Genomic DNA, 25,078 nt, shown 5'->3' with positions numbered 1-25,078 from the left:
TGTGATGTGGCTGGCTGCTTGCCGATGAACTAGAGCAAATGGCGTGCCAGCATCAGTACATTGATTTAAAAGGGATTTTTTGTTCGCGGCAGTGTCCGCGGCCGGACACCCGGACGCGCGCGGCGTCTGCGGACAGCGCGGCGGAGAGGTCGTCAGGGCGATGGAGGTGATATTCGGCGCGCTGAATGAGTCGGTGGCCGGCACACGGCACGCGCTGATTGCCGGCAGACAACTGCGGCACAATCCGGCTTTACCCACAGGTGTCTAAGACTTATGCGCGTGCTCATGCTGTCTGTTCTGGTTGCCGCTACCACCGCGGCCTGCACCTGGGTGCCGATCGAACAAAGCGGCAAGAGCGTGCAGGTCCTGCCCGCAGGCCCTGTGCCAGCTGGCTGTCAGCAGCAGGGCGAGGTCGTGGTGTCGGTCAAGAGCAAGGTCGGCTTCTATAACCGCAACCCGTTGCGGGTGCAGGAAGAGCTGGAGACGCTGGCACGCAACGAGGCCCCCGGCGCCAATGCCAACACGGTCCAAGCGCAGGGCCAGCCGGCCGATGGCAGCCAGCGTTTCAACGCGTTCCGCTGCCCGCCGCGCTGAACCGTTGGGCTAGAGCGAGGCCGGTTCAATTGTAAAGATGCGGTAAAAGCGGCCAGCAGCTAGACTGACGCCCCCTCGCCTGACGCCATGGCGCTATTTCGATGCTCTTCCAGAATGTCTCCATCGCGGGACTGGCTCATATTGATGCGCCGCACACGCTGACTTCCAAGGAAATCAACGAGCGCCTGCAACCGACCTACGACCGTCTCGGGATCAAGACCGACGTGTTGGGCGACGTTGCCGGTATCCATGCACGGCGCCTGTGGGACCAGGATGTCCAGGCATCGGACGCCGCCACGCTGGCCGCACGCAAGGCCCTGATCGACGCCGGCATCGGCATCGAAAAGATCGGCCTGCTGGTCAACACCTCGGTGAGCCGCGACTACCTGGAGCCGTCCACGGCCTCCATCGTGTCCGGCAACCTGGGGGTCGGCGACCACTGCGTGACCTTCGACGTGGCCAACGCCTGCCTTGCCTTCATCAACGGCATGGACATCGCCGCCCGCATGCTGGAGCGCGGCGAGATCGACTACGCGCTGGTCGTGGATGGCGAGACCGCCAACCTGGTCTACGAAAAGACCCTCGAGCGCATGACCTCGCCGGACGTCACCGAGGAAGAGTTCCGCAACGAACTCGCCGCGCTGACGTTAGGCTGCGGCGCTGCGGCCATGGTGATGGCGCGCACCGAGCTGGTGCCCGACGCGCCGCGCTACAAGGGCGGCGTGACCCGCTCGGCCACCGAGTGGAACAAGCTGTGCCGGGGCAACCTGGACCGCATGGTCACCGACACCCGGCTGCTGCTGATCGAAGGCATCAAGCTGGCGCAGAAGACCTTCCTGGCCGCCAAGCAGGCGATGGGCTGGGCGGTGGACGAGCTGGACCAGTTCGTCATCCACCAGGTCAGCCGCCCGCATACCGCTTCGTTCGTGAAGTCGTTCGGCATCGACCCGGCCAAGGTCATGACCATCTTCGGCGAGCACGGCAATATCGGCCCGGCGTCGGTGCCGATCGTGCTCAGCAAGCTCAAGGAACTGGGCCGCCTGAAGAAGGGCGACCGGATCGCGCTGATGGGCATTGGGTCGGGGCTGAATTGCTCGATGGCGGAAGTGGTTTGGTGAGTTGCACCTAGCGACGTGTTAAAAAAAATGGATTTTTAGTACACGTCATTGCATCATGTTCGTTCTTGCAACATGACCGGTGTAGGCATGGACGACACGCTGGTGTTCAACCCCGAGCAGCCCTACAACGCGCTCCCGCCGCTTCCTCCGGCGGGAGACATCGAAACGCGCAGCCTGCTCAAGGCCTGCATCGTTGCACGCACCGCGCTGGCCGAGCTGAAGCAGGCCACCGCGCTGTTGCCCAATCCGGCAGTGCTCATCAACACGATCCCGATCCTGGAAGCACAGGCCAGTTCGGAGATCGAAAATATCGTCACCACAACGGACGATTTGTTCCGTTATGCAGACGACCAGGAACGCGCCCAGAACCCGGCAACCAAAGAAGCCCTGCGTTACCGCAGCGCGCTCTACGAAGGGTTCCAGTCGCTGCGGCGACGACCGCTATGTACCGACACTGCCGTGGTGGTGTGCAGCCGCATCAAGGCCGTGCAGATGCAGATCCGGCGCGTGCCCGGGACTGCGCTGGCCAATGAGCAGATCCATCAGATCATCTATACCCCGCCCGTTGGCGAGGCATTGCTGCGCGACAAGCTGGCGAACTGGGAGCGCTTTATTCACGAGCACACCGACATTGATCCGCTGATCCGGATGGTGGTGGCGCACTACCAGTTCGAAGCGATCCACCCGTTCACCGATGGCAATGGGCGCACCGGACGTGTCTTGAATCTGCTGATGCTGATCGAGCAAGGGTTGCTCGATGTTCCCGTGCTGTACCTGTCGCGCTACATCATCCGCCATCGCAGCGACTACTACCGCTTGCTGCTGGATGTCACACGGCATGGTCGCTGGGCCGAATGGATTCAGTACATGCTCGCAGCTGTTGCCGAGACCGCTGCATGGACGACGGCAAAGATCCAGGCAATCCGCGAATTGGAAACGCAGGCGCGTGACCACGTGCGAGAACACGCTCCCAAGGCCTACAGCCGCGAACTCGTTGAAGTGATCTTCAATCAGCCGTACTGCCGCATCCAGAATGTGGTGGACGTGATGGGCGTCACCCGGCAGACCGCTGCACGCCATCTCAAGGAACTGGTGGATATCGGCATGCTGCAAGAGCAGCGCCTGGGTAAAGAAAAATTGTTCCTGCATCCGGCGTTTCTGCACCTGCTATCCAGTGATGGGCATCAACTGCCGACTTATCGGATGCATTTGCGGGAAGCGGAATGACGCTGGCTGTGTACTCCTACATCTGCTACGCGTTGGAGATGTCGCAATGCGGCGATCACCGTGGTGCTCCTCGTCTGTACGTGCCACGTCAACATCTGCATCACGCAGCTTCTCTTGAAACGAATTGGATACCTTTGCCATGACCTACCCCGGCTATCCCTTCACTCCCAAGCGCCTTGAGGTGCGTCCCGGCATTGCGATGTCGTATCTGGACGAAGGTCCGCGCGATGGCGAAGTCGTCGTGATGCTGCACGGCAATCCGTCGTGGAGTTATCTGTGGCGGAATCTGGTGAGTGGCCTGTCGGATCGTTACCGCTGCATCGTGCCCGACCATATCGGCATGGGGCTGTCCGACAAGCCGGACGATGCGCCCGACGCGCAGCCGCGTTACGCGTACACGCTGCAGTCGCGCGTGGACGATCTGGACACGCTGCTGCGGCATTTGGGTATCAGCGGGCCGATCACGCTGGCGGTGCACGATTGGGGCGGCATGATCGGCTTTGGCTGGGCGTTGTCGCATCACGCGCAGGTCAAGCGGCTGGTGATCACCAACACCGCTGCATTCCCGTTGCCGCCGGAGAAACCGATGCCGTGGCAGATTGCGATGGGCCGGCATTGGCGGCCGGGCGAGTGGTTTATCCGCACGTTCAATGCGTTTTCCTCCGGCGCTTCGTGGTTTGGCGTATCGCGGCGCATGCCGGCCGCCGTGCGTCGCGCGTATGTAGCGCCGTACAACAACTGGCGCAACCGCATCTCCACGATTCGCTTCATGCAGGACATTCCGCTGTCGCCCGCCGACCAGGCGTGGTCGCTGCTGGAACGCTCGGCGCAGGCATTGCCCTCGTTTGCCGACCGCCCGGCTTTCATCGCGTGGGGGTTGCGCGATATCTGCTTCGACAAGCATTTCCTGACGGGCTTCCGTCAGGCATTGCCGAATGCCGAAGTCACCGCGTTCGACGATGCCAATCACTACGTGCTGGAAGACAAGCACGAAGTGCTGGTGCCGGCGATCCGTGCGTTTTTGGAGCGCAATCCGCTGTAAGCGTCGCTGGTTTACTCATGCAGGCGCACAGCAGGTGGGTGCAAGCTGCGCGCAAAAAGCGGATGGGCAAGTGGATCGCATCGGCCAGGCAGTCGTTCTGTGGGTCGCTGCGAGTGGATGCCGCACTTAATCGCAGCTATCAGCCGTTACTGCGGCGGCAGCGGATTGCGCTGTGCGTCGTCCACGCCGAGCCAATCGGCCTCGGTGAGCGCGTGCAGGCCGTGCGCCAATCGCGACTTGTCGCATTGCGCACTGCGCTCACCAAACTCCAGCGAGGCCGGCACGGCGGCGCAGGAGGAGGGGCGCCGGTCGTGGATGCTGCAGCGGCTGTAGCGACCGATGTCCGCATCGAGTGCGATGCAGCGCGGCTGCGATTGCGAGGTGCCGCGCATGACGCGCTCGTGCGTGCGCAATGACTCTGTCAGCTCGATCGGCACCCTGCCGCCCAATGCGGGGTCGGCTTCGCTCCAGTGGAAACTGACGCGGAAGTAGGCGCAGCAAGCGCCGCAGGTGAGGCAGGGATGTGCCATGGCATGCCGGGCCTTGCGCGGCGAAACAACGTGGAGAGCGCGGCATTCTGACCGAACCACGCCACGATACAAGTAGCACGGACGCGCGCCTGTTAGCGGTTCATCCGCGTAAGTTGGGCAAGCGCATGTACGCGATGGAGCGAGTCGCCCATTGGGCAGGGCGTGTAGTGAGAACCCTGCGCCACATCGTGACGGCCGCATTGCGCGTCAGCAGAGCAACTCGGGATAGGCGATGCCGGCGCGCTCCATCGGGCGTGTGACTTTTGAAATGACGCAAGCGGGGCGGCACCGTCTGCGCATGGGTGATAATGCGCCAATGACAACTCTTCTCTGCAATATCGCCGCCACCCTGCCGGAACTCGCGCGCGAGCGCCCCGAGCAGATCGCCATCCGCTGCCCGGGCCGTCGCGCCGCCAACGGATTTGCTGCCTACGATGTGACCTTGAGCTATGCCGAGCTGGACGCGCGCAGCGATGCGATCGCCGCCGGGCTGGCATTGCATGGCATCGGACGTGGCGCGCGCGCGGTGGTGATGGTGCGGCCGTCGCCGGAATTCTTTTTGTTGATGTTTGCGTTGTTCAAGGCAGGTGCGGTGCCGGTGCTGGTAGATCCGGGTATCGACAAGCGCGCGCTCAGGCAATGCCTGGACGAAGCGCAGCCGCAGGCATTTATCGGGATTCCGCTGGCGCAGCTGGCGCGTCGTCTGTTGCGTTGGGCGCGCTCTGCCAAGCAGATCGTCACCGTCGGTGGCCGCTACGGCTGGGGCGGGGTGACGCTGGCGCGTGTGGAGCGCGATGGCGCCAACGCCGGCAGTCAATTGGCCGACACTGCGCCGGACGATGTGGCGGCTATTCTTTTCACCAGCGGCTCCACCGGCGTGCCGAAGGGTGTGGTGTATCGGCATCGGCATTTTGTCGGGCAGATCGAGTTGCTGCGTAATGCCTTCGACATGCAGCCCGGTGGTGTGGATCTGCCGACGTTTCCGCCGTTTGCCTTGTTCGATCCGGCATTGGGGCTGACCTCGGTGATTCCGGATATGGATCCGACCCGCCCGGCCACCGCCGATCCGCGCAAATTGCACGATGCGATCAACCGCTTCGGTGTGACGCAGTTGTTCGGCTCGCCGGCATTGATGCGTGTGCTGGCGGACTATGGCCAGCCACTGCCCAACGTGCGCCTGGCCACCTCGGCCGGTGCGCCGGTGCCGCCGGATGTGGTGGCCAAGATCCGCGCGCTGCTGCCAACAGATGCGCAATTCTGGACGCCGTACGGCGCCACCGAATGTCTGCCGGTGGCAGCGATCGAAGGCCGCACCCTGGATGCCACCCGCGCAGCCACCGAGGCAGGTGCCGGCACCTGCGTGGGCCAGGTGGTAGCGCCCAATGAAGTGCGCATCATCGCCATCGACGATGCGGCCATTCCCGAGTGGAGGGGCGCGCGCGTGCTGGCGGTGGGCGAGGTCGGCGAGATCACCGTTGCCGGTCCCACCACCACCGATACCTACTTCAATCGCGACGCGGCCACGCGCATCGCCAAGATCCGTGAGCGCAGCAGTGATGGCAGCGAGCGCATCGTGCATCGCATGGGCGATGTGGGGTATTTCGATGCCGAAGGGCGCTTGTGGTTCTGCGGCCGCAAGACCCATCGCGTGGAAACTGCAACGGGGCCGCTCTACACCGAGCAGGTGGAGCCGGTCTTTAACGTGCATCCGCAGGTGCGGCGCACCGCGTTGGTCGGTGTGGGCGCAGCCGGACAGCAGCAACCGGTGCTGTGCGTGGAGTTGCAGCCGGGTGTCTCGGCATCGGCGTTTGCGGAGGTGGAAACCGCATTGCGTGCGTTGGGCGCTGCGCACCCGCACACTGCAGGAATCGCGCGGTTTCTGCGCCATTCCGGGTTTCCGGTGGATATCCGCCACAACGCCAAGATCGGTCGCGAAAAGCTGGCGGTCTGGGCGGCGCAGCAGTCGCACTGAGCCCCAACGATGCGCGCGCGTTATCGTCTGGATGACCTGCGCATCGATGTGGCGCGTCAGCGCGTGGAGCGCGGCGGTGTCGCGCTCGAGGTTGGCGGGCTGAGTTTCCGCCTGCTGCACTATTTGCTGCAGCAGGGGCAGCGGGTAGTCGATTTCGACAAGTTGATCCAGAACGTGTGGGCACCAGCGCTGGTCAACGAAGAAACCGTCACCCAGCGTGTGCGCCTGTTGCGGCAAGCCTTGGGCGACGACTCGCGGCAACCGCGTTACCTGCGCTCGGTGCGCGGGCAGGGTTATCAGCTGTGCGTGCCGGTGCAGTTGGACGAAGCACCGCCTGCGGGTGCGGTGCCGCGCCGTGGTGCCTGGATCGTTGCGGCAGGTGCGCTGCTGCTCTGCGTTGGCGTTGGCGCGACCTGGTGGCTGCAAACGCGTGATGCGCCACCAGCGCAAACCGCATTGTTGCAGCGTGCCGATTACTACGCCGGCATCGGCCAGCGCGACGACAACGAACGCGCTATCGGCTTGTATCGCCAACGCCTGCAGGAAGCACCGGACGATCGACAGGCGCAACTCGGCCTCAGCCGCGCCTACAGCGCGCGAGTGTGCCAGTACGACGGGGATGCAGCGTTTGCGCTGCAGGCCTTGCGACTGGCCGATGCTGTTGTGGCCGTGCAACCGGGTCTTGCGGCAGCGTACGCCGCGCGTGGTTATGCGCTGGATTGCCAGGGTCGCAATGGCGATGCCTTGGCTGCCTACGAACAGGCGTTGCAGCTGGATCCCGGTGCCGACGCGGTGCGCGGCTCGGCTGCGTATCTGTACGAGCGCCAGGGAAAATTGGTGCAGGCGCTGTCGGCCAACCTGGCGGTGCACGACCCGACGCGCGTGCGCTTTTTGCCGATCCAGATCGCCAGCAATCTGAGTCTGCTCGGTTATGCGAGTGCAGCCGAGGCGCGCTACCGAAAGAATTTTCAGCTGTACCCGGACGACCCGTTCTCCAATCTGGCCTGGCCTACGTTCCTGTTCGAACATGGCCGCGCGGCCGAAGCGCAGACGGCGTTGAGCGAGGCGCAGAGCCGCGGTACCGAATATGCCGGGCTATCGTTGCTGCAGGCCGAGCTTGCGTGGCTGCGTGGCGACAAGGCGCTTGCGCGCGCAGCGGCGCTGCGTGCAGTGCAGCTCCGACCGCAGGGCAGCTTCGCGCAGACCGTGGCGTGGACGCTGCAGGCGCAGCCGCTACCGGCAGCCGCGACGCTGCATGCGCGCGCGCAGGATTTGTTGGTCAGCGTGGAGCATGGCGGTGACCCGTTCGATGCAGTCGATGCGGCCATGCTGTTGCTCTGCGCGCAGGCGCCGGACGCGGCGATGCGCGCCCTGCAGCGCGCCGAAGCCGCCGGCTACCGTAACGCCGGCTATCTGCGTCAGTCGCCGCTGCTGCAACCGCTACGCACCTTGCCGGAGTTTGCTGCGTTGCTGACACGTATCGATGCCGATCTCGCTGCCCAGCGTGCACACCTGCACCGCCGCGATCTGTTGCCGGCAGATGCGACTTCCGAGCGTGGCTGAGACACCCTAGCCAGTGAGTTAGCTCGGCAGCGTGCTCAAATCGCAGCGTATGCGTGCTGCATCGAATAACTACGCTCGCTTGCAGGCGCGGCTGGGTTTGTGGTTTCCATCAGCACATGACCACGTTGGCAGGTGCGATGTCCTCACCGCTTGCGGGACCGTGTGGCGGCATGGATGCCGCCACCGAGCCTCCACGGATGGATTCACGGCGTGTCCTGCAAGCGGTGAGGGCATCGCGCCCTCGACCCGCTTGGCTTGGAACATTCAAGCGCCGCTGAAGCTCAGGATCTCGTTCGCCTTGAGAGGTATCGAACGGTGCGGATGCCTCGGGTGTAGAGCGCTTGGTCTGCGGTTTTTCTGCAGGGCCCTTGCCCGGCCACCATCGCGGGACACGCTGCAAGTACGTCCTTGTAAGCTCTTACGCGGCATCCATGCCGCGTAAGGTCCCGCGACGGTGGCCGGGCAAGGACCAGTCGAGAGGGTCGGTGTGCGTGGTTACAAGCAGTGTTGCGAGCATTGCATGCAGCGCGGCCTTCAGATGCGGTGGGGTCTGATCGGCTCCTTTCGATCTGCAATGTCACTGCCATTCCTGACATCACTCCACTCGTCAACGCAGGCGAGTGCGGCCAACACGTTGCCTCCATCGATACAGCGTTAGAGATGTTTTATCAGCGTGCCTGGTTGCTCTCAGGCAGCGCCTTGAGCACATAGTCGGTCAGCAACCGATGTGATTGCTGGTGCATCTGCCGGGTGTTGTAGGCGCTGCGCGTGAGCACTACCACCAACCGTTCTGCGGGTACGACGAAGACGTAGTTGCCGCCATTGCCGGACATCGCCCAGGTGTCGCGTTGCACGCCGTGCACCGGGAACAGGAAGTGCCAGAGTTGGTAGCCATAATCGGCATCGTCGCGTGCCTGCGCATGTACGCTGGTCATCGTGCGTATCCAGTTGGCGGCAATCACCTGGCGGCCTTGCCAACGTCCCTGTGCAAGTAGCAACTGGCCGAATTTGGCCAGATCGCGGCTGCGGTAACGGGTGCCGCCACCGCCCATGCCTACTCCTTCGGACGACACATTCCACTGCGCCTGCTCGATCCCGAGCGGCTTTTCGAGCACCTGTGCGGAAAACGCCTGCAGCCGCTGTCCGCTGGCTTTTTCCAGCACCGCACCGAGCAGGAAGGAGCCTGCGGTGCAATACGAAAACGCGCGGCCGTGCGGGCTTTGCGCGGGCCGCTGCATCCATGGCGCGTAGCCACGAATCGGCAGATCCAGGGCGAACTGCGTCCAGTCCGCACTGACGTACATGCGTTCTTCGTTGCCGGCGGAGAAGGCGTTGTCGTCGTTGCATTCCAGCTGCGAGCTCATCGTGAGCAGGTCTTCGAGGGTGATGTCGCGCTTGCGCGGATCGGGATGCTGCCATTGGCGATCGCCGAAGTAGTCGTAAACCTTGGCTTGCGCGTTGGGGATCAACTTGCGCTCGATCGCCGCACCGACCAGCAGCCCGGTGACGCTCTTGGTCAACGAGCGGGTGTCGTGCAAGGTCTGGCGATCGGCATCGCCCAGGTAGTGTTCGTAGACCAGCACGCCATCGCGCACGATCAGCACGCTGGTGGTGGATGGCGCCAGATCGGCAGCCAGTGCCTGTTCCATCTGTGCCAGCACGGGCAGGTTCCAGCGGCTGGCGGCAGCGTTGGCGACCGGCCAGCCGTCATCCAGGGCCGGCGGCGGGGTGGCCGCTGGAGGCACAGTCGGTGACGCGGCAGCCGATGGACCTGGTGTGGCAATGCCTGGAGTGGCGGCTCTTGGAGAAGCGGCTCCTGGAGAAGCAATAGGCGGGGCGGCATGCAGCGGGAAGATGACGAGCAGGGCGGACAACAGCAGCGACAGGCGGGTCATGGTGACTCCAGCGATCCAGGGTCCCGCCATGACGCCAGCAGCGCGAATGAACTGCCTGATGTCTCAATGAAGATTTATGAAGCTCTTTGCGATCAATGGCTTGCGTAAGCCGCAGGCGGTTGCCTGCGCGCGTCGCATCGCGATAACGGTCCGGTCCGGCTATTGTGTGCGCCCTGCAGGAACAATGGATGTGGCGCAATGAAGGTGCTGGTGACCGGTGGTGGTGGCTTTCTCGGCCAGGCGTTGTGCCGCGGCCTGCGCGCGCGCGGGCATGAGGTGGTGAGTTTCCAGCGCGGCGATTACCCGATTCTGCAGACCTTGGGCGTGGGCCAGATCCGTGGCGACCTGGCCGACCCGCAAGCGGTGCGGCACGCTTTTGCCGGTATCGATGCGGTCTTCCACAACGCGGCCAAGGCCGGTGCGTGGGGCAGCTACGACAGCTATCACCAGGCCAATGTGGTCGGTACGCAGAACGTGATCGACGCGTGTCGTGCCAATGGCGTGCCGCGCCTGATCTACACCTCCACACCTAGCGTCACCCATCGCGCCACCAATCCGGTGGAAGGTCTGGGCGCCGACGAAGTGCCCTACGGCGAAGACCTGCGCGCAGCGTATGCAGCCACCAAGGCGATCGCCGAGCGCGCAGTGCTGGCGTCCAACGATGTGCAGCTGGCGACGGTGGCCTTGCGTCCACGTCTGATCTGGGGGCCGGGCGACAATCATCTGCTGCCGCGCCTGGCAGCACGTGCGCGCGCCGGGCGACTGCGCATGGTCGGCGATGGCAGCAACCTGGTGGACAGCACCTACATCGACAACGCCGCACAAGCGCACTTCGATGCGTTCGAGCACCTCGCGCACGGGGCTGCCTGCGCAGGCAAGGCGTACTTCATTTCCAATGGCGAGCCGTTGCCGATGCGCGAGTTGCTCAATCGCTTGCTGGCCGCGGTGGATGCACCGGCAGTGACGCGTTCGCTGTCGTTCAAGACCGCCTACAGAATCGGTGCGGTGTGCGAGACCATGTGGCCACTGTTGCGTCTGCCAGGCGAAGTGCCGTTGACGCGTTTTCTGGTGGAACAATTGTGCACGCCGCATTGGTACAGCATGGAACCGGCGCGTCGCGACTTTGGTTATATACCTAGTATCAGCATCGAAGAAGGCCTGCAGCGGCTGCGATCCTCATCTTCCAACGACATCGCCATCACCCGGTAAAGACCGCCATATCTTCAGGATACGTCTGCGCCGATTCGGCACGACAACTTCTGGAATCCTTGCCATGCTGCATTACGCCATCATTTTCTTCGTCATCGCCATCATCGCCGCTGTGCTGGGCTTCAGTGGTATCGCCGGTGCGGCGACCAACATCGCCTGGATCCTGTTTGTGGTGTTCCTGATCCTGGCAGTGATCTCGATGTTCCGTCGCGGCAAGGTTTAACCACTTAGCTGCGATACGTCACGGCAGCGGCGCTGCCGATTGACGCTCAGATGGCCCGCTTCCGCAAGGAGCGGGCCATCTGCGTTATGAGGGCTCTACCGTTGCGTTGTGGCTGTTTTAAAGCAGTTTTTCAAGATATTGCACGTGCCTGCTGAACGACAATTCGGTGGCATGCGCATTGTTGAGTGCAAGCAGTGCCGGATGATCGTGCAACTGCACCTCGCGCACCTGCGATGGACTCATCAGCGCGGTTCCACCGCACTACGCAGCAGTTGATCGTCAGCGTGCCGCTGCAACGCCAGCTCCATCAACTGCGTGATCAAACTCCGATAGTCCAGCCCGCTTGCCTGCCATAGCTTGGGATACATGCTGATCCGGGTGAAACCCGGCAGCGTGTTGACCTCGTTGATCATGATGCGGCCATCTGCGCAGAGAAACACGTCCACACGCGCCATGCCGGCGCAGTCCAGCGCCTGATAAGCCTGCACGGCAATCTGCTGGATGCGCTGCTGCGTCTGCGCATCGATCTCGGCCGGAATCACGATCTCGGCGCCGTGTTCGCTGATGTACTTGGTCTGGTAAGAGTAAAACGCGTCGTGCACCACTACTTCGCCGCATACGCTGGCCTTCGGCGTAGCATTGCCCAGCACGGCACATTCGATCTCGCGCCCGGTCACCGCTGCTTCCACCAGCACCTTATGGTCATACGCCAGCGCCAACGCGAGTGCGGCGGCAAACTCCTCCGCAGTGCGCACCTGGCTGACGCCGACGGATGAGCCTTGATTGGCCGGTTTGACGAACAACGGCAAACCGAACTGCGCAACCAACGCATGCACGTCGGCGTGTGCGGCGGTGTGGCGGTTGAAACACACGAACGGCGCCACCTCCAGTCCGGCATCGCGCAGCACGCGTTTTGCCATGTCTTTGTCCATCGCCACTGCCGAGCCGAGCACGCCGGAGCCGACGAAGGGCAGATTGGCCATGCGCAACAACCCTTGCAGCGAGCCGTCTTCGCCCAGCGTGCCGTGCACGATCGGAAACACCACATCGATCTGCGCCAGCGCCTGCTCCGGCTGGGTCGGACGCAACTGCTGCTGCTGTGCACCCGGCAGCAGCGCCACGCCGCGACCGCTGCGCTGCAAGGCGATGCGCGCCGGGTCGTCGGCATTGAGCAGGAAGCTGTCGGGGTCGTTGACGTGCCACTGGCCTTGCTTGTCGATGCCGATCAGCACCGGCTCGAAGCGCTGCGGATCGAGCGCATCCAGAATATTTCTCGCCGATTGCAGCGAGACCTCGTGCTCGGCCGATTTGCCGCCGAAGATGAGACCGACCCGGATCTTGCGCATCGCCTGCTCCTGCCACCTGTTCAATGAGGTCGCCAGCATGCCCGCGGCCGGCGCGCTGAAGGAAGTCCTCCACGACCGACGCAAGCGGCCTTGCCACCAAGGTGACCTGCCATGACCGCCGCATCCGCCTCCGGCGTGCACTCGCCAGCTCACCATCAAGCAGTTGCGACATGCGGGGACGGTAGAATGGGCCCATGCCCGGATCACTGCTCAACTCACTCAAGCCGCTCGCCGGCCAGGCCCTGCAAGCCGCGCTCAATCGCGCGCTGGCGCTGGACCCGGATACCCGCGACGCCCTGTTGCCGCTGGAAGGCCAGCGCATCGCGCTGACGCTGGAAGCCCCCGCGCTGGCCTTGCAGATCCGCGTGCACGAGCGCCGGCTGCTGGTCGGCCCGGTGGACCAGATGCAGGAGCCAGACCTCGCCGTGCGCAGCACCCTGGCCGGCCTGCTCGGCCAGCTGCCGTTTCTGGCCAATGCGCGCCGCAATGGTGCGCCGGCGGGCCGGCTCAAGGTCTCCGGCGATGCCGAGCTGGCGCGCCAGCTGCAGCAATTGGCAGGGCGGTTCGATCCGGATTGGCAACTGCCGTTCGTGGCGGTGTTTGGCGACATCCTGGGCGTGCAGATCGCCGGCGCGGTGCGTGCAGCGCTGCAGCAGGCGCGCCGCAGTGCGGTGGATCTGGCGCACAGCGCGGCCGAATTCGTGACCGAAGAATCGCGCGATGTGGTGCCACGCGCCGAACTCGACGCCTTCCACGACGATGTCGACGAACTGCGCGACGACGTCGAACGGCTGGCTGCACGCGTGGCGCGCCTGCGTGCTGCCGGAGGTGCGGCATGAAGGCGCTGCTGCGGGCCAGCCGCATCGGCCGGGTGATCCTGCGTTATCGGCTGGATGTCTTGCTGCAAGGCACGCCGGCCGAGCGCTGGCTGCGCCTGGCCAAGCCATTCGTGCCGCGTGCCAGCGCCGAGATCGCCGCGCAATCGCGCGGTGCGCGCCTGCGCCTGGCGCTGCAGGAACTGGGGCCGATCTTCGTCAAGTTCGGGCAGATCCTGTCGACCCGGCGCGACCTGATTCCGGCCGACGTGGCCGACGAATTGACCCTGCTGCAGGACCGGGTCAAACCATTCGACGGCGAAGTTGCGCGGCTGATCGTGGAGCGCGCGCTGGGCCTGCCGGTGAGCGTGGCATTCGCCGCATTCGACACCGTACCGCTGGCCTCGGCCTCGATCGCGCAGGTGCATGCGGCCACGCTGCCGCCGGACGCCAACGGCGTGCGCCGCGAAGTGGTGGTCAAGGTGTTGCGCCCGGACATCGAGCGCCAGATCGATGCCGATATCGCCTTGCTGCATTCGTTGGCCACGCTGGTCGAGCGCACCCACCCGCGCGCGGACAAGATCCGCCCGCGCGAAGTGGTGGCCGAGATCGAAGCCACCTTGTCGGCCGAACTCGATCTGCAACGCGAAGGCGCCAACGCCAGCGTGCTGCGCCGCTTCTGGGAAGGCTCGGACGATTTGTACGTGCCCGAGGTGATCTGGTCGCACACCGCCGAGCGCGCGCTCACCCTGGAGCGCGTGTACGGCATTCCTTCCGACGACATCGCAAAGCTCGATGCGGCCGGTATCGATCGCAAGGCGCTGGCGGCCAAGGGCGTGCGCGTGTTCTACACGCAGGTGTTCCGCGACAACTTCTTCCATGCCGATGCGCACGCCGGCAACATCTGGGTCGACTCGGACCCGGAGCGCCGGCTCAATCCGCGCTTCATAGCGCTGGATTTCGGCATCATGGGCCAGCTCTCGCAGGAAGATCAGTACTACCTGGCCGAGAACTTCATGGCGATCTTCCACAAGGATTATCGCCGCATGGCCGAGTTGCACGTGGAAGCAGGTTGGATGCCGGACAACGTGCGCATCGACGAACTGGAAGCGGCCGCGCGCTCGGTGTGCGAGCCGTACTTCACCCGGCCGTTGTCGGAGATTTCGCTGGCCGAAGTGCTGATCAAGTTGTTCCGCGTCGCGCAGCGTTACGAATTGACGCTGCAGCCGCAGCTGATCCTGTTGCAGAAGACCTTGCTCAATATCGAGGGTGTCGGCCGCCAGCTCGATCCCAAGCTGGATATCTGGGCAGTGGCGCGGCCGGTGCTCGAACGCATCCTGCGCGAGCGTTACAGCCCGCGCCGGGTGCTGGGCGAATTGCGCAAGCGGCTACCGGAAATCATGACGCATGCGCCGGACATGCCGCGCCTGGTGCACAGCTGGTTGAAGCAGCAGGTGGAAGGCCGCCATCAGCTCGATATCCGCTCGGCCGAGTTGCGCGCGCTGGATGTGAGCCTGCGCAAGTTGCAGACGCGCGTGGTCACCGCCATCACCGGCAGCGGCCTGCTGGTGGTCGCCGCCGTGCTGTATGGCCTGCACCCGAACGGCTGGTATCTGGGCACTGTGCCGGTGTGGAGCTGGGTCAGCGGCACGGCCGGTTCGGTGGCCTTGCTGATCGCCTGGCTGCGCCGCTGACACATTGCGATAGGTGGCCCGCTGCATTCGGCTGCATTTCGGCAATACCTGCAGCGGGGCACCAGCGCGGCCTTCGAGTCGTGGCGCGCCAACGCAGTGGCATGCGGTGTCAGCGATGCGGATAATCGGCCGGTGAGCATATCGACCGACCCGCTGCAGATTCTCCACCAGGACGATGTCCTGGCCGTCGTCAATAAACCTGCGGGCCTGATGGTCCACGACAGCAAGCTGGCGCGCGGGGAGGACGACTTTCTGGCCGACCGCCTGCGCGAGCAATTGGGCCGGCCGATCTTTCTGGTGCACCGGCTCGATCGCGCGACCAGCGGTTGCTTGCTGCTGGCGTTCGATCGCGAGAGCGCTAGTGCGCTGGGCAAGGCCTTGATGGCCGGCGAATTGGAGAAGGACTATCTGACGGTGTGCCGCGGCTGGCCGGCCGAGGAGCGCTTCATCGTCGATCACGATCTGGACGGTGGCCCCGGCAAGCCGGTCAAGAAGCCGGCGGTGACCCATTTCCAGCGGCTGGCCACCGGCGAGCTGGAGATTCCCTCCACCGGCTTTGCCACCTCACGTTATGCGCTGCTGCGCTGCCAGCCGCAGACCGGGCGTTTCCGGCAGATTCGCCGGCATATGAAGCACTTGTCGCATCACATGATCGGCGACACCAGCCATGGCGATGGCCGGCATAACCGCAGCTTCCGCATGCTTGGGATCCACCGCATGTTGCTGCATGCCGAGCGCTTGGGGTTCCCGCATCCGGCCGATGGGCGGCGCATCAGCGTGGTGGCGCCGCTGGATGTGGAGTTTGCGAAAGCGTGTGCATTGTTCGGGTGGGACGTGGCGGGGTTGCAAGGCACGACACACGTGCAGTGATGCGACGTGGTCATGGATCTGTCAGTGCACCAACGTCGAGCGGCAACGTTTTCAGGCAGCCGTACCCTCACCCCAACCCCTCTCCCGGCGGGAGAGGGGCTTGACTGCTCCTTCTCCCATCGGGAGAAGGTGCCCCGTAGGGGCGGATGAGGGTGCGAGCGAAGCCTGGTGGAGTTTGGATGCACGTGCTGCTTCGCCGCTTACTGCCTTCACCCCAACTCCCTCTCCCGGCGGAGAGGGGCTGGAGCAGGCTTCTCCCACTGAAGGAAAGCTGGGGCACCGCCGGAATCGTCAACGCAATCGACCTAGCATCCGCATCCGTTGCAGGAACCACGCTGTTACGAATCCCCAATCCCCAATCCCGATTCCCCAATCCCAGCCCTTCAGGGCTTCTGCGCCGCCGCCGGCTCATTGACGATCTTCTCCAGATCCTTCTGCAGATCGGCAAACAGCGGCAGCATCTTCTGCTGGATCGCGCCCATCAGGTTCTGGGTCAGTGCCGGGGTCTTGTCGAGCAGGCTCTGGCCGGCCGAACTCTCATAGAACTCGGCCATGGCCAGCACGTCCTCGCGCGAGAACGAGCGCTTGTAGATGTCCACATACATCGGGCGCAGCTCCGACCACGACAGCGCCTTGCGCACGGTCTGGCGGGTGCGGTCCTGGATGCGCTGCAACTGCGCCTGTTGGGCGGCATCGAGTTGGCGCTGCGCGGTGAGCTGGGCGAATTGCTGCTGCTGCATCGCTTCGATCTGCGGCAGCATCGTGTCCAGCATGGTCTGCGCGCGTGAGGCGGCCAGTAGACGGTTAACGTCGGCATCGCTGGGCGCTTGCGCGAACGCGGCGGGCGTGGCGAGTGCCAGCGCGGCCAGCACGATCAGGCGGCGCGCGAAGGCGCGGACGGCGGCAACGGAACGGGGTGGTGTCATCGGAGCATCCTGCAAAACTGGGGACCGGCCGCAGCATACGGGAGCCCGCGTTCGCGCGCGCGTCCACGCCGCTGCCGATACAATCGCCGGACAATGGCCAGCGACCCGATCCAGATCACTCCCAGCCTGACGATCCCGCCCAGCGAGATCGTCGAACGCTTCGTGCGCGCCAGCGGCGCGGGTGGGCAGAACGTCAACAAGGTTTCCACCGCGGTGGAGCTGCGTTTCGACGTGGCCGGATCGCCGTCGCTGCCCGAACCGCTGCGCGCGCGGCTGCTGTCGCGGCGCGACCGCCGCATGACCGCCGAGGGCGTGCTGGTGATCGACGCGCAGCGCTTTCGCACCCAGGACCGCAACCGCGAGGATGCGCGCGAGCGGCTGGTCGAAATCATCAATGCGTGCCTGTCGGTGCCCAAGCGCCGGGTCGCCACCAAACCGAGTCATGGTGCCAAGCTGCGGCGGCTGGATGCCAAGCGTGAGCGCAGCCATATCAAGCGTGGACGCTCTGCGTCCCACTGGGAGTAAGCGTGAGTCACACCGACCCGTCGTTGCCACCGGTAACACAGGCCAACATCCTGCTGCAGTCAACCCCGCCCAGAATGCCGCGTGCCCACGGCCGCTTCGGCCGCTGGCTGGGCCGCACCGCACTGCGCCTGACCGGATGGCGCCTGCTCGGGCGGCTGCCCGACGAACCCAAGCTGGTGATGATCGTCGCCCCGCATTCGTCCAACTGGGACGGCTTTGTGGGCTTTGCGGCCAAGTTCGCGCTGGGCTTCGATGTGCGCGTGCTGGGCAAGGCGCAGTTGTTCTGGTGGCCGCTGGGCCCACTGCTGCGCAAGCTGGGCGCCATCCCGCTGGACCGCAGCTCGCCGCAGGGCACCATCGGCCAGGCGGTGCGGCTGATCCGCAACTCCGAGCAGATGTGGTACGTGATCACCCCCGAAGGCACCCGCAAGCGCGTGGAAAACTGGAAGGCGGGCTTCTGGAAGATCGCCTCCGACTCCAAGGTGCCGATCCTGCCGGTGTATTTCGACTATCCCAGCAAGACCGTGGGCATCGGCGAGCCGTTCTGGACCGGGACCGACATGGCCGCCGATATCGCCGCCATCCGCACCTGGTACCGGCCGTGGCGCGGCAAGCATCGCGATACGCTGTGAGGATGCGGCCACGCGCTTGAAAGGTTTTGTCACTGCCGGTCGCCTGCATTCATGACCGGCGCCGCCGGGCACCTCGCTGCCTCCACCGAGGAAACACCATGATGGGCTTGTCCGCACGCGCACTGTGTTTGTCGCTCTCCCTCCTGCTTGCTGCCGGCCCGGCGCTGGCGGCCACGCCGATGCTTGTGATCCACGGCGGCGCCGGCGTGGAGAAAGCCGGCCTGTCCGCAGACGAACAGGCGCAGGCGCGCGAGGCGATGCAACGCGCGCTGCGAGCCGGTCACGCGGTGCTGCAACGTGGTGGTAGCGCAGTGGATGCGGTGGCCGCCACCATCACCGTGCTGGAGGACGCGCCGCAGTTCAACGCCGGGCGCGGCGCGGTGTTCACCCATGACGGCAAGAACGAACTGGATGCGGCGATCATGGACGGCGCCACCGGCAAGGCCGGCGCGATTGCCGGCGTGCACACGGTCAAGAACCCGATCCAGCTGGCACGCAGCGTCATGGACCGCTCCAAGCACGTGATGCTGGTCGGCGACGGCGCCGAACAATTTGCGCGCGAGCAAGGCGTCACCCTGGTCGACCCAAGCTATTTCCGCACCGACAAGCGTTGGCAGCAACTGCAGAAAGCGCTCAAGGCCGAGGCCGGCGACCGCAAGGCGCAGGCCGAACTCGATCTGGAAACCGCCAAGCACTTCGGCACTGTCGGTGCGCTGGCGCTGGATCGCGAGGGACACTTGGCCGCCGGCACCTCCACCGGCGGCATGACCAACAAACGCTACGGCCGCGTCGGCGATGCGCCGATCATCGGCGCCGGCACCTATGCCAACAGCCAGTGCGCGGTGTCCGGTACCGGCTGGGGCGAGTTCTATATCCGCGCGGTGGCCGCCTACGACATCTGCGCCCGCATGAAATACGCCGGCCAGTCGTTGCAACAGGCGGCCGAAGCAGTGATCGACCAGGAGATTCCCAAGGCCGGTGGTGACGGCGGCGCCATCGCGCTGGATGCGCAGGGCAATGCTGCGTTCCCGTTCAACACCGAGGGCATGTATCGCGGCTGGATCGGCGCCGATGGCACGCCGCACGTGGCGATCTTCAAGGACGAGACGTTGTAGCGCACATCCTCAACCGAACCCGTCCATCCAATCCAACGGCACATGCCAGCGGCCCGCAAACCCGCTAGCGTGACCGGCTGCTCTACCCACTCAGGAATTACACGCCATGTCGCGTACCGTCGTTCTGGCCGCTGCCATCACCCTGGCACTGGCTGCTTGTTCTGGAAAAGATTCGTCCGGTAAGGAGTCCACCACCGTGCCCGAGAAGACCGCCGCCACCCCGGCCGCCGATGCCGCGCCGAACCCGCTGCTGACCGCCAGCACGCTGCCGTTCCAGGCGCCGCCGTTCGACAAGATCAAGGACAGCGATTACCTGCCGGCCTTCGAAGAAGGCATGCGCCTGCAGTTGGCCGAGATCCGCAAAATTGCCGACAACCCCGAACCGCCCACCTTCGACAACACCATCGAAGCGATGGAGCGTGGTGGCGAAACGCTCTCGCGCGTGTCGCGCATCTTCTTCGGGCTGGTGCAGGCCGATACCAGCGACGCACGCCAGAAGATCCAGGAAGAGATCGCGCCCAAGCTGGCCGCGCACCAGGACGAAATCAATCTCGATCCCAAGCTCTTCGCACGCGTCAAAACCCTCTACGACCAGCGCGACACGCTGAGCCTGGACCCGGAGCAGAAGCGTCTGCTCGAGCGCGATTACGAAGAACTCGTGCGCGCCGGTGCGCAGCTGTCCGATGCCGACAAGGACAGCCTGCGCAAGCTCAATATCGAAGAGACCACGCTCTCCACCCAGTTCCATACCCGTCTGGTCGCCGCTTCGGCTGCCGGTGCGGTGGTGGTGGACGACAAGGCCAAGCTCGATGGTCTGAGCGAAGGCGATATCGCCGCCGCCGCCGATGCGGCCAAGGCGCGCAAGCTCGACGGCAAGTACCTGCTCACCTTGCAGAACACCACTCAGCAACCGGTACTGGCCTCGCTGAAGAACCGCCAGCTGCGCGCCGAGGTGCTCAAGGCCTCGGAAACGCGCGCAGAAAAAGGCGATGCCAACGACACCCGCCAGACCATCCAGCGCCTGGCGCAACTGCGCGCACAAAAGGCCAAGCTGCTCGGCTTCGACAGCTACGCCGCCTACAGCCTGGGCGACCAGATGGCCAAGACCCCGGCCGCCGCGCTCAAGCTGCTGACCGACACCGTGCCGGCCGCCACTGCCAAGGCGCGCCGCGAAGTGGCCGAGATGCAGAAGGTGATCGACGCCCAGCGTGCTGATTCAAAGACCGGCGGTTTCAAACTCGCCGCGTCCGATTGGGACTTCTACGCCGAGCAGGTGCGCAAGGCCAAGTACGACCTGGACGAGTCGCAGATCAAGCCGTATTTCGAACTGGACAACGTGCTGCAGAACGGCGTTTTCTACGCGGCTACGCAGCTGTACGGCATCACCTTCAAGCAGCGCACCGACATCCCGACCTATCACGCGGACATGAAGGTGTATGAAGTGTTCGACGCAGACGGCACCTCGATGGCGCTGTTCTATACCGACTACTTCAAGCGCGACAGCAAGTCCGGTGGCGCCTGGATGGACGTGTTTGTCGAACAGGACGGCCTCACCGGTGCCAAGCCGGTGGTCTACAACGTCTGCAACTTCACCAAGCCGGCCGCCGGCCAGCCGGCGCTGCTGAGTTTCGACGACGTCACCACCTTGTTCCATGAGTTCGGCCACGCGCTGCACGGCATGTTCTCCAAGGTGAAGTACCCCTCGATCGCCGGCACCAGCACCTCGCGCGATTTTGTCGAGTTCCCCTCGCAGTTCAACGAACACTGGGCCTCCGATCCCAAGGTCTTCGCCAACTACGCCAAGCACTACCAGACCGGCGCGGCGATGCCGGTCGAGCTGGTGGAAAAGATCAAGAAGGCCAAGACCTTCAACAGCGGCTACGCGACTACCGAATATCTCTCGGCCGCGTTGCTCGACCTGGCCTGGCACACCCAGCCGGCCGACGCATCGTTGCAGGACGTGAGCAAGTTCGAAGCCGACGCGCTCAAGCGCTTCAAGGTCGATCTGGCCGAGGTGCCGCCGCGTTATCGCAGCAGCTACTTCGACCACATCTGGGGCGGCGGCTATTCGGCCGGGTATTACGCCTACTTCTGGTCGGAAGTGCTCGACGACGACGCATTCGAATGGTTCAAGGAAAACGGCGGTCTGGATCGCAAGAACGGCGACATCTTCCGCGCCAAGATCCTCTCGCGCGGCAACACCGTGGACCTTGCCACGCTGTACCGCGACTTCCGCGGCAAGGATCCCAGCGTCAAGGCGCTGCTGGAGAATCGTGGGCTGACCGAGTAAGTCGAGGTAGCACGCCGATGCAAGCGAAACGGGATGGCCTAGGCCATCCCGTTTCGGTTAGAGGAACAGCGATTCGTCGTTGGCACGTTCGCTTGCGACGGAGCAGGGAATACTGATGACCCGCCAACGCCGGTGAATGCTGCACGGATGTTTCGGCAATCCGCCACCGGCGCTGTCCGCAAGCGTACGGCGCGCACCGCTAGCGGCACCTTTCGCCAGCAATTAACTCACCCGGCCTGTGCAGGCCATTCAGTGGAAGCGCATGTGGTGGATGCCGATAGATCCGCTACATCGCCCGCCGTGCCTACCCGCTCATAGGAATGACCCACAGCATGCTCCGTACCCTCGCCCTGGCCGCCGCCATCACCCTGGCACTGGCTGCCTGTTCCGGAAAAGAGTCGCCGGGTCAGCCACCCACCGACGCGACCGGGAAGACCACAGCTGCGCAGGCGCCCGATCTCCGCTCGAATCCGCTATTGATTCCCAGCACGTTACCGTTCCAGGCGCCGCCGTTCGACAAGATTCAGGACAGCGATTATCTGCCCGCGTTTGAAGAAGGCATTCGGCTGAGTCGAATCGATTTGCGCAAGATCGCCGACAACCCCGAGCCAGCGACTTTTGAAAATACGGTGGAAGCGCTCGAGCGTAGCGGCGAAACGCTGTCCAGGGTATCGAATATTTTCTTCGCATTATCGTCGGCCGATACCAATGATGTGCGCCAAAAGATCAAGCAAGAGATCGGGCCAAAATTGGCCACACTTGGGGATGAGTTCGGTCTGGACCCAAAGCTGTTTGCACGCTTCAAGACCCTCTACGATCAGCGCGACACCCTTGCCCTGAATCCGGAGCAGAAGCGCCTGCTCGAACACGATTACAACGCCTTCATTCGTGATGGCGCGCAACTGTCCGATGCCGACAAAAGCAGCTTGCGCAAGCTCAATGTGGAAGAAACCACGCTCACCACCCAGTTCCACACCAAACTGACCGCTGCGACACTCGCCGCAGCGGTGGTGGTGAACGACAAGTCCAGACTCGACGGGCTCAGCGATGGCGATATCGCCGCTGCCGCCGCTGCCGCCAAGGCGCGCAAACTCGACGGAAGCTATTTGCTGAGCTTGGAAAACACCACGCAGCAACCGGTGCTAGCGCAATTGAAGGATCGCGCGCTGCGTGCGCAGATCATGAAAGCCTCGGAAACACGCGCCGAACAGGGCGATGCCAATGACACCCGCCAGATCATCCAGCGCCTGACCCAATTGCGTGCGCAAAAGGCCAAGCTGCTCGGCTTCGATACCTATGCCGCCTACAGCCTGGGCGACCAGATGGCCAAGACGCCGGAGACCGCGCTGAAGCTGCTAACCGACACCGTGCCGGCAGCCACCGCCAAGGCTCGGCGCGAAGCAGCCGAGATCCAGAAGGTGATCGACGCCCAGAAGGGCGGCTTCAAACTGGCCGCGTCCGATTGGGACTTCTACGCCGAGCAGGTGCGCAAAGCCAAGTACGACCTGGACGAGTCGCAGATCAAGCCGTATTTCGAACTGGACAACGTGCTGCAGAACGGCGTTTTCTACGCGGCCACCCAGCTGTACGGCATAACTTTCAAGCGGCGCACCGACATCCCGACCTATCACCCGGACGTCAAGGTGTATGAGGTCTTGGATGCGGATGGCACCTCGATAGCGCTGTTCTACGCCGACTATTTCAAGCGTGACAGTAAGTCGGGCGGCTCCTGGAACGGCTCGTTTGCGGAGCACAACGGACTGAGTGGCGCCAAGCCGGTGGTCGTCAACGTCTGTAATTTTACCAAGCCCGCTGCCGGTCAGCCCGCGCTGCTGAGCATGGTGGAGGTCACCTTGATGTTTCATGAGTTTGGCCATGCGTTGCACCACATGTTTTTCGCAGGGAAATACCCATCCTTGGGCAGCGGCAACACCCCGCGCGACTTTGTTGAATTTCCTTCACAGTTCAACGAGCACTGGGCGTCGGATCCGGCTGTTTTCGCCCACTATGCCAAGCACTATCAGACCGGCGCAGCGATGCCGACCGAGTTGGTGGAGAAGTTGAAAAAATCCAGGACCTTCGACAGCGGCTATAAGATCACCGAGACACTGTCGGCCCAACTGCTGGACCTGGCGTTGCACACTCGGCCCGCCGACGCACCCGTGCTGGATGTGAGCAAGTTCGAAGCCGATGCGCTGAAACGCTTCAAGGTGGACTTGCCCCAGGTGCCGCCGCGCTACCACACCAGCTATTTTGATCACATCTGGAGCCGTGGATACTCGGCGCGTTACTACGCCTACTTCTGGTCGGAAGTACTCGACGACGAAGCGTTCGAATGGTTCAAGGAAAACGGCGGCTTGAACCGCAAGAACGGCGATCTCTTCCGCGCCAAGATTCTTTCACGCGGCAACACGGTGGATCTGGCGACGCTGTATCGCGATTTCCGCGGCAAGGATCCCGGCGTCAAGGCGCTGCTGGAAAACCGTGGTTTGACGGAGTGAGCGATGCGCGTGTGTAGGTGTTGCATCCGCTTTTTTCGCGTGCAATGAGCAACTGAGACGGGATGGCCATGCGCCATCCCGTTTTTGTTTGTGGATAGACCGCATCAGGTAATGGTGTTGCTATTTGCTGCCGCTGCGGTATCGGGCCCGGAGAGCAGAAAGCCGAGGCAACGGCATCAACAGCACAGCACCAACAGCAATGCGTCCAGTGCCATGCCTTTCGTCACTTCCGCCGATCCGCTGCGCAAGCGCATCTTCGACAGGCCATCGCCCGCCCGCCATTCACACCAACAGGTGCCTCATGAACCAACCCACTGACACCGCTTCACGTCTGCAACGCGCCGCGCACTGGTCGCGCAAGGAACTGCTGCCGTTGCTTGTGCTACTGGTGCTGATGACCGCAGCACGCTCCTCGTTTGCCAATCATTACCAGGTGCCGAGTGGATCGATGCAGCCCACCCTGGAGCCGGGCGATCGCGTGGTGGTGGACATGCATGCCTACGGCTGGCGACTGCCGTTGAGCAATCGCATTCTCGTCAATGGGGATCAGCCGCAACGTGGCGAGGTGGTGGTGTTCGATTCGCCGCGCGATGGCACACGCTTGATCAAGCGTGTGGTGGCAGTGGCAGGCGACCGAGTCGACTTGATCGACGGCCATCTGCAGATCAACGGTGAGCCCTTGGCATCGGAAGGCCGCGATGCCGAGCGCTTCGGCGCGCATCTGGCGCAGTTGAATCTCGGCAATGGCGGTGGCCCCAACATCGCCGGGCTGACAGTGCCGCCCGGCAAGCTGCTGATGTTGGGCGACCACCGCGGCAACAGCCTGGATGGACGCTATTTCGGTTTGGTCGATGCACCTGCGGTCTACGGCAAGGCGGTGGCGGTGTATTACCGGCGTGGCGAAGGATTGGAGTGGCAGCGCTTGTGATCCGCGATGCTCCTCGCTTCAAGTCAACCAGGCGCATACGCATCGCCCAGCTGTGTTGGATGC

Annotated in this window: 22 protein-coding genes; 17 read left to right on the top strand and 5 right to left on the bottom strand. The window is 63.9% G+C overall.

Annotation, left to right across the window (positions count from 1 at the left end):
• Positions 1-273: 273 nt before the first annotated feature.
• From AC1KVG_RS06645 to AC1KVG_RS06630, 4 genes are all read left to right on the top strand, one after another.
• Positions 274-594, top strand: coding sequence for a DUF4156 domain-containing protein (locus AC1KVG_RS06645; RefSeq protein ID WP_229011602.1), 321 nt, complete (start codon positions 274-276; stop codon positions 592-594).
• A 101-nt stretch (positions 595-695) separates the two neighbouring features.
• Positions 696-1,712, top strand: a complete 1,017-nt coding sequence (locus tag AC1KVG_RS06640) for a 3-oxoacyl-ACP synthase III (protein WP_023902138.1) — start codon at positions 696-698, stop codon at positions 1,710-1,712.
• Positions 1,713-1,799: 87 nt separating this feature from the next.
• A complete protein-coding gene (fic, locus tag AC1KVG_RS06635) occupies positions 1,800-2,939 on the top strand; it encodes a protein adenylyltransferase Fic (protein WP_481093862.1) in 1,140 nt (379 codons plus the stop codon).
• 139 nt (positions 2,940-3,078) lie between these two features.
• On the top strand, positions 3,079-3,981 hold the full coding sequence (locus tag AC1KVG_RS06630) for an alpha/beta fold hydrolase (RefSeq protein WP_481093861.1): 903 nt from the start codon (positions 3,079-3,081) through the stop codon (positions 3,979-3,981).
• A gap of 146 nt (positions 3,982-4,127) precedes the next feature.
• On the opposite strand, the gene AC1KVG_RS06625 is transcribed toward AC1KVG_RS06630, so the two are convergent.
• On the bottom strand, positions 4,128-4,511 hold the full coding sequence (locus AC1KVG_RS06625) for a YkgJ family cysteine cluster protein (protein WP_115037089.1): 384 nt from the start codon (positions 4,509-4,511) through the stop codon (positions 4,128-4,130).
• A gap of 298 nt (positions 4,512-4,809) precedes the next feature.
• On the opposite strand from AC1KVG_RS06625, the gene oleC reads away from it, so the two are divergent.
• Both oleC and AC1KVG_RS06615 read left to right on the top strand, forming a co-directional pair.
• Positions 4,810-6,483, top strand: a complete 1,674-nt coding sequence (gene oleC / locus AC1KVG_RS06620) for an olefin beta-lactone synthetase (RefSeq protein ID WP_481093860.1) — start codon at positions 4,810-4,812, stop codon at positions 6,481-6,483.
• Positions 6,484-6,492: 9 nt separating this feature from the next.
• Positions 6,493-8,046 (top strand): winged helix-turn-helix domain-containing protein, encoded by a 1,554-nt coding sequence (locus AC1KVG_RS06615; protein WP_481093859.1) that lies wholly within the window; start codon positions 6,493-6,495, stop codon positions 8,044-8,046.
• A gap of 668 nt (positions 8,047-8,714) precedes the next feature.
• On the opposite strand, the gene AC1KVG_RS06610 is transcribed toward AC1KVG_RS06615, so the two are convergent.
• The gene (locus AC1KVG_RS06610) at positions 8,715-9,695 is read right to left on the bottom strand and encodes a serine hydrolase domain-containing protein (RefSeq protein WP_481093971.1); all 981 of its coding nucleotides are present in this window, start codon (positions 9,693-9,695) and stop codon (positions 8,715-8,717) included.
• 444 nt (positions 9,696-10,139) lie between these two features.
• On the opposite strand from AC1KVG_RS06610, the gene oleD reads away from it, so the two are divergent.
• Positions 10,140-11,150, top strand: coding sequence for a 2-alkyl-3-oxoalkanoate reductase (gene oleD, locus AC1KVG_RS06605; protein ID WP_481093858.1), 1,011 nt, complete (start codon positions 10,140-10,142; stop codon positions 11,148-11,150).
• A 64-nt stretch (positions 11,151-11,214) separates the two neighbouring features.
• Positions 11,215-11,373 carry a DUF1328 domain-containing protein gene (locus AC1KVG_RS06600; RefSeq protein ID WP_003468167.1) on the top strand — a complete coding sequence of 53 codons (159 nt, stop codon included), beginning with the start codon at positions 11,215-11,217 and terminating at the stop codon, positions 11,371-11,373.
• Positions 11,374-11,490: 117 nt separating this feature from the next.
• Here AC1KVG_RS06600 and AC1KVG_RS06595 read toward each other — a convergent pair whose 3' ends face one another.
• Positions 11,491-11,616, bottom strand: a complete 126-nt coding sequence (locus AC1KVG_RS06595) for a hypothetical protein (protein ID WP_255086373.1) — start codon at positions 11,614-11,616, stop codon at positions 11,491-11,493.
• On the bottom strand, positions 11,616-12,719 hold the full coding sequence (ddlA, locus tag AC1KVG_RS06590) for a D-alanine--D-alanine ligase (protein WP_481093857.1): 1,104 nt from the start codon (positions 12,717-12,719) through the stop codon (positions 11,616-11,618). Before ddlA ends, AC1KVG_RS06595 begins: the two co-directional genes overlap by 1 nt.
• Before the next feature lie 194 nt (positions 12,720-12,913).
• On the opposite strand from ddlA, the gene AC1KVG_RS06585 reads away from it, so the two are divergent.
• From AC1KVG_RS06585 to AC1KVG_RS06575, 3 genes are all read left to right on the top strand, one after another.
• Positions 12,914-13,558, top strand: coding sequence for a ubiquinone biosynthesis accessory factor UbiJ (locus AC1KVG_RS06585; RefSeq protein ID WP_481093856.1), 645 nt, complete (start codon positions 12,914-12,916; stop codon positions 13,556-13,558).
• On the top strand, positions 13,555-15,228 hold the full coding sequence (gene ubiB / locus AC1KVG_RS06580; protein ID WP_481093855.1) for a ubiquinone biosynthesis regulatory protein kinase UbiB: 1,674 nt from the start codon (positions 13,555-13,557) through the stop codon (positions 15,226-15,228). Before AC1KVG_RS06585 ends, ubiB begins: the two co-directional genes overlap by 4 nt.
• Before the next feature lie 96 nt (positions 15,229-15,324).
• Positions 15,325-16,098, top strand: coding sequence for a pseudouridine synthase (locus AC1KVG_RS06575; RefSeq protein WP_481093854.1), 774 nt, complete (start codon positions 15,325-15,327; stop codon positions 16,096-16,098).
• A 383-nt stretch (positions 16,099-16,481) separates the two neighbouring features.
• Here AC1KVG_RS06575 and AC1KVG_RS06570 read toward each other — a convergent pair whose 3' ends face one another.
• Positions 16,482-17,024, bottom strand: coding sequence for a DUF2059 domain-containing protein (locus AC1KVG_RS06570; RefSeq protein ID WP_481093853.1), 543 nt, complete (start codon positions 17,022-17,024; stop codon positions 16,482-16,484).
• Positions 17,025-17,117: 93 nt separating this feature from the next.
• Between AC1KVG_RS06570 and arfB the strand changes: the two genes are divergently transcribed.
• From arfB to lepB, 6 genes are all read left to right on the top strand, one after another.
• Positions 17,118-17,549, top strand: a complete 432-nt coding sequence (gene arfB, locus AC1KVG_RS06565; protein ID WP_104549913.1) for an alternative ribosome rescue aminoacyl-tRNA hydrolase ArfB — start codon at positions 17,118-17,120, stop codon at positions 17,547-17,549.
• Positions 17,550-17,551: 2 nt separating this feature from the next.
• Complete coding sequence (locus tag AC1KVG_RS06560) at positions 17,552-18,181, top strand: lysophosphatidylcholine acyltransferase (RefSeq protein WP_104549914.1); 630 nt, start codon at positions 17,552-17,554, stop codon at positions 18,179-18,181.
• A 98-nt stretch (positions 18,182-18,279) separates the two neighbouring features.
• Positions 18,280-19,296 (top strand): isoaspartyl peptidase/L-asparaginase family protein, encoded by a 1,017-nt coding sequence (locus AC1KVG_RS06555; protein ID WP_481093852.1) that lies wholly within the window; start codon positions 18,280-18,282, stop codon positions 19,294-19,296.
• Positions 19,297-19,402: 106 nt separating this feature from the next.
• Entirely contained in the window at positions 19,403-21,586 is a 2,184-nt protein-coding gene (gene dcp / locus AC1KVG_RS06550) for a peptidyl-dipeptidase Dcp (protein ID WP_481093851.1), read from the top strand.
• A gap of 332 nt (positions 21,587-21,918) precedes the next feature.
• Complete coding sequence (locus AC1KVG_RS06545; RefSeq protein WP_481093850.1) at positions 21,919-24,087, top strand: M3 family metallopeptidase; 2,169 nt, start codon at positions 21,919-21,921, stop codon at positions 24,085-24,087.
• A gap of 301 nt (positions 24,088-24,388) precedes the next feature.
• Complete coding sequence (gene lepB, locus AC1KVG_RS06540; protein ID WP_481093849.1) at positions 24,389-25,015, top strand: signal peptidase I; 627 nt, start codon at positions 24,389-24,391, stop codon at positions 25,013-25,015.
• The last annotated feature ends 63 nt before the right edge of the window (positions 25,016-25,078 follow it).

Source organism: Xanthomonas sp. NCPPB 3959, assembly GCF_056675575.1.
The sequence above is the reverse complement of the archived record's forward strand: the minus strand, read 5'-3'. Positions and strand labels throughout refer to the sequence as shown.

Bases quoted from the DNA above. Each gene is read 5' to 3' on its own strand.
- AC1KVG_RS06645 (WP_229011602.1), top strand. From the start codon at position 274: ATGCGCGTGCTCATGCTGTCTGTTCTGGTTGCCGCTACCACCGCGGCC.
- AC1KVG_RS06640 (WP_023902138.1), top strand. From the start codon at position 696: ATGCTCTTCCAGAATGTCTCCATCGCGGGACTGGCTCATATTGATGCG.
- fic (WP_481093862.1), top strand. From the start codon at position 1,800: ATGGACGACACGCTGGTGTTCAACCCCGAGCAGCCCTACAACGCGCTC.
- AC1KVG_RS06630 (WP_481093861.1), top strand. From the start codon at position 3,079: ATGACCTACCCCGGCTATCCCTTCACTCCCAAGCGCCTTGAGGTGCGT.
- AC1KVG_RS06625 (WP_115037089.1), bottom strand. From the start codon at position 4,511: ATGGCACATCCCTGCCTCACCTGCGGCGCTTGCTGCGCCTACTTCCGC.
- oleC (WP_481093860.1), top strand. From the start codon at position 4,810: ATGGGTGATAATGCGCCAATGACAACTCTTCTCTGCAATATCGCCGCC.
- AC1KVG_RS06615 (WP_481093859.1), top strand. From the start codon at position 6,493: ATGCGCGCGCGTTATCGTCTGGATGACCTGCGCATCGATGTGGCGCGT.
- AC1KVG_RS06610 (WP_481093971.1), bottom strand. From the start codon at position 9,695: ATGGAACAGGCACTGGCTGCCGATCTGGCGCCATCCACCACCAGCGTG.
- oleD (WP_481093858.1), top strand. From the start codon at position 10,140: ATGAAGGTGCTGGTGACCGGTGGTGGTGGCTTTCTCGGCCAGGCGTTG.
- AC1KVG_RS06600 (WP_003468167.1), top strand. From the start codon at position 11,215: ATGCTGCATTACGCCATCATTTTCTTCGTCATCGCCATCATCGCCGCT.
- AC1KVG_RS06595 (WP_255086373.1), bottom strand. From the start codon at position 11,616: ATGAGTCCATCGCAGGTGCGCGAGGTGCAGTTGCACGATCATCCGGCA.
- ddlA (WP_481093857.1), bottom strand. From the start codon at position 12,719: ATGCGCAAGATCCGGGTCGGTCTCATCTTCGGCGGCAAATCGGCCGAG.
- AC1KVG_RS06585 (WP_481093856.1), top strand. From the start codon at position 12,914: ATGCCCGGATCACTGCTCAACTCACTCAAGCCGCTCGCCGGCCAGGCC.
- ubiB (WP_481093855.1), top strand. From the start codon at position 13,555: ATGAAGGCGCTGCTGCGGGCCAGCCGCATCGGCCGGGTGATCCTGCGT.
- AC1KVG_RS06570 (WP_481093853.1), bottom strand. From the start codon at position 17,024: ATGACACCACCCCGTTCCGTTGCCGCCGTCCGCGCCTTCGCGCGCCGC.
- arfB (WP_104549913.1), top strand. From the start codon at position 17,118: ATGGCCAGCGACCCGATCCAGATCACTCCCAGCCTGACGATCCCGCCC.
- AC1KVG_RS06555 (WP_481093852.1), top strand. From the start codon at position 18,280: ATGATGGGCTTGTCCGCACGCGCACTGTGTTTGTCGCTCTCCCTCCTG.
- dcp (WP_481093851.1), top strand. From the start codon at position 19,403: ATGTCGCGTACCGTCGTTCTGGCCGCTGCCATCACCCTGGCACTGGCT.
- AC1KVG_RS06545 (WP_481093850.1), top strand. From the start codon at position 21,919: ATGCTCCGTACCCTCGCCCTGGCCGCCGCCATCACCCTGGCACTGGCT.
- lepB (WP_481093849.1), top strand. From the start codon at position 24,389: ATGAACCAACCCACTGACACCGCTTCACGTCTGCAACGCGCCGCGCAC.